The sequence below is a fragment of the Pseudonocardia sp. ICBG601 genome, assembly GCF_020496245.1.
Map to the genome: position 1 here is coordinate 1 of NZ_JAHLJA010000259.1, position 3,683 is coordinate 3,683.

The window sequence follows — 3,683 nt, forward strand, 5'->3', positions numbered from 1 at the left end:
ACGAGTTCGCCCGCCGCGGCGGGGGCTCCGTCGAGGTCCGGCGCATCGCCGAGCACGTGCAGAACGACGCCGACCTGATGGCGACCTCAAGAGCGCGGGCATCGTGCCCGTCAGGGGGTGCAGGTCTCGGCGATCACGCGGTTCGGCGACGCCGTGCCCGTGGCGGGCGCGGGCACCGAGCCCTCGACCGTCGCTCCGCTGATCGCGCACGCGGTGCTGGTGCGCGCGAGCTGACCCGCTCACGGGTGGTCCGGCCGCGGTCGCGGCGCTCCGCCCTGATCGAGCACGTCCCGCGGTGCGACGCAGCCCGCGGCCGCTGGACGTGAGCAGCTGCCCCGCCTGGTGCACCGTCGTGCCGGTCGGGGCGCTCACCGGTCTTCCGCTTCGAAGAGCAGGCGGTCCGGAAGACGTCCGGACGGATCCCGCGCTCGACGATCGCTCTCAGCATCCGGGCGAACTGGTGCCCCGGCCACGCCTGCTCGGCGCGGTCGAGCGCGACGTTCGCGAGCGCGCCGTCGCCGCGCAGCAGCGCCGACGCGGCGAGCAGCGCGGCCGGCTCGGCCGCCTCGGGGTCGGGCGCCTCGCGGGTGAGCGCGGCCCAGAGCTGCTCGGCCGCCGCGGCCGAGGTGTCGGACCGGCCGTGCGACGCCATGAGGTAGAGCATCGCGTCCCGCACCGGACGCAGGGCGAGCGCCGTGACCAGCGCGATCACCCGGGAGTCGTCCAGCCGGACGCCATCGCTCGTCGCCTCGCCGATCGCACCCTCCAGCAGGAGCGTGCCCTCGGTCGGGTCGGACACCACGGGCGGCGAGACCTCCTCGGCCCCCGCGCGACCCGCCTCCCCCACGAGCTCGGCGAGCCTGCGCTCGCGCCGACGCACCGCTGCGGGGTCGGTGGGCGTGACGAGGGCGCGCAGCTCTGCCCGGTCGGCGTACACGACGGTACCGGTCACCGCGGCACCTGCCGCGACCTCGGCCGCTGCGGCGTTCGGCACCTCGCCGGTGCACGCGCACGCGCCGAGGCACGACCACCGGTCGCCCGCCCGGGTGCCCGCCGCCCACACCACGACGTGCTCGGGCACGCCGCGGGCGTCGAGCGCGACGCGCAGGTGCTCGGCGAGCGCCCGGTAGCGGTCGACGCCGCTCGGTGGGCCGGGTGGCTCGCCGCCGACGAGCACGACGACGGCCAGCTCGGGTGGATCGTGCATGAGCCCGTCGGCGAGCAGCTCCGCCGCCGCGCACGGTGGCGGCGCCGCGCACTCCGACGGCGGTGGGTGGTCGCCGCGGACCACGAGACCGACTCGTCGGCGGCCGTCTCCGCGCGCTCCTCCTCCCGTCCGCGTCGACACCAGCACGGCGGACTCCTCGGGGTGGAAACCGAGCAGAGCCGGCAGTGCGGCGACGAGATCACCGACGGCGTGCGCCGTGAACTCGGCGGGGCCCGCAGGTGCTCCGCCCTGGACGGGACGGCTGCTGGGCGGGCGCCGGACGACCATCGGCGACAGGTTGCGGGCAGCGGGACGGGGGTGGTGGAGAGGCATGACCGCAGGATGGACCGGAGGTGCGACAGCGGGCCGGGGTGACGGAGCGGGCTGTGGACAGGTGGGTCGGGACGGCGCGCGAACGGGTGACGGGGGTGCCCGGTGTGGACGGTTCGTCGCCGATCCGTCGAACTGTCGTACCACGGAGTTAGCCTGCGCGGCTTGCCGCGGACGGCCACGACCACGACGCTGTCCTGCGACCCCCACCATCTCCTCGACGGAGGCCTGATGCACGACTACGACCTGCTGGTGATCGGCTCCGGACCGGGTGGCCAGAAGGCGGCGATCGCCGCGGCCAAGCTCGGGAAGAAGGTGGCCGTCGCCGAACGCCGGTCGATGATGGGCGGCGTCTGCGTCAACACCGGCACGATCCCGTCGAAGACGCTGCGCGAGGCCGTGCTGTACCTGACCGGGTTCGCCCAACGGGAGATGTACGGCGCCAGCTACCGGGTCAAGTCCGAGATCACCATCGCCGACCTGCTCGCCCGCTGCCAGCACGTGGTTGGTCAGGAGGTCGAGGTGGTGCGCAACCAGCTGCTGCGCAACCACGTCGACATCCTCACCGGCACCGCGCGCTTCACCGACGACCACACGGTGGTCGTCGAAGGCGAGCACCGCGGCGACCACAGCACCGTGACGGCCGCGAACATCGTGATCGCCACCGGCACGCGCCCCGCGCGCCCCTCCACCGTCCAGTTCGACGACGACCACGTCATCGACTCCGACGGCGTTCTGGCGCTGAAGCGGGTGCCGGGATCGCTCGTCGTGGTCGGCGCCGGTGTCATCGGCATCGAGTACGCGTCGATGTTCGCCGCGCTCGGCACCAAGGTGACGGTCGTGGAGAAGCGGCCGCAGATGCTCGACTTCTGCGACCCCGAGGTCGTCGAGTCGCTCAAGTTCCACCTGCGCGACCAGGGCGTGACGTTCCGCTTCGGCGAGGAGGTGGCCTCCGTGGAGGTCGCGCCGAACGGCACGGTGACGAGCCTGGCCAGCGGCAAGCGCATCGCCGCGGACATGGTCATGTACTCGGCGGGCCGCCAGGGCGTGACCGACGCGCTGGACCTCGACAAGGCGGGCATCGAGGCCGACAAGCGGGGCCGGATCACGGTCGACAAGCAGTACCGCACGTCGGTGCCGCACGTCTTCGCCGTCGGCGACGTCATCGGCTTCCCGGCGCTCGCCGCGACGAGCATGGACCAGGGGCGCATCGCCGCCTGCCACGCGTTCGGCGAGCCGGTGCGCGACCTGCAGGAGCTGCAGCCGATCGGCATCTACACGATCCCGGAGATCTCCTACTGCGGCCGCACCGAGGCCGAGCTGACCTCGGCGGCGGTGCCCTACGAGGTGGGGGTGTCGCGGTACAAGGAGCTCGCGCGCGGCGCGATCGTCGGCGACTCGTACGGGATGCTGAAGCTGCTCGTCTCGACCGAGGACGGGAAGCTGCTGGGCACCCACGTGTTCGGGTCGGGCGCCACCGACCTCGTGCACATCGGGCAGGCGATCATGGGCTGCGGCGGCACGGTCGACTACCTGGTCGACACCGTGCTCAACTACCCGACGCTCTCCGAGGCGTACAAGGTCGCGGCGCTGGACGTCACGAACAAGATGCGGGCGCTCGCGCAGCTCACGGGCGAGCGGGTGGCCACCGTCAGCGCGGAGCCGGGGCCCGCTCCCGAGCCCACCGACGCGGGGGCCGAGATCACGGGGTGAGCGACGTCAGCGCCCGCTGACGCGTCAGTACCCGATGCCGTGCTGGTCGAGCCACGGCTTCGGGTCGACGTACTTGCCGCCGACCATCACGCCGATGTGCAGGTGCGGGCCGGTGGTCTGGCCGCGGTTGCCGGTCTCGGCGATGACGTCGCCCGCGTTGACCTTCTGCCCGACCTTCACGAAGAACCGGTTGATGTGCCCGTAGACGGTGATCGTGCCGTCGGGGTGCTGGACGCGGACCCACAGGCCGAAGCCGCTGGCCGGGCCTGCGCTGATCACGGTGCCGCCCTCGGGCACGTGGATCGGCGTGCCGATCGGCGCGGCGATGTCCATGCCCTGGTGGGTGGTCCCCCAGCGACCGCCGAACCCGGACGTGACCGGCCCGGAGATCATCTTGATGCCGCCTCCGATCGAGATCGCGGGGGCCTTCGCG

Annotated in this window: 3 protein-coding genes; 1 reads left to right on the plus strand and 2 read right to left on the minus strand. The window is 73.2% G+C overall.

All coding sequences use genetic code 11. From position 1 onward, the window contains the following. Nucleotides 1–133 precede the first annotated feature (133 nt). Nucleotides 134–1,540: a DUF4192 domain-containing protein gene (locus tag KPL57_RS64665; RefSeq protein WP_226359398.1), complete on the minus strand. Its 1,407-nt coding sequence runs from the start codon at nucleotides 1,538–1,540 to the stop codon at nucleotides 134–136. A gap of 228 nt (nucleotides 1,541–1,768) precedes the next feature. On the opposite strand from KPL57_RS64665, the gene sthA reads away from it, so the two are divergent. Further along, nucleotides 1,769–3,250, plus strand: a complete 1,482-nt coding sequence (gene sthA, locus KPL57_RS64670) for a Si-specific NAD(P)(+) transhydrogenase (RefSeq protein WP_226359400.1) — start codon at nucleotides 1,769–1,771, stop codon at nucleotides 3,248–3,250. 24 nt (nucleotides 3,251–3,274) lie between these two features. On the opposite strand, the gene KPL57_RS64675 is transcribed toward sthA, so the two are convergent. Beyond that, on the minus strand, nucleotides 3,275–3,683 hold a 409-nt coding region (locus KPL57_RS64675), incomplete at its 5' end, for a M23 family metallopeptidase (RefSeq protein WP_226359399.1).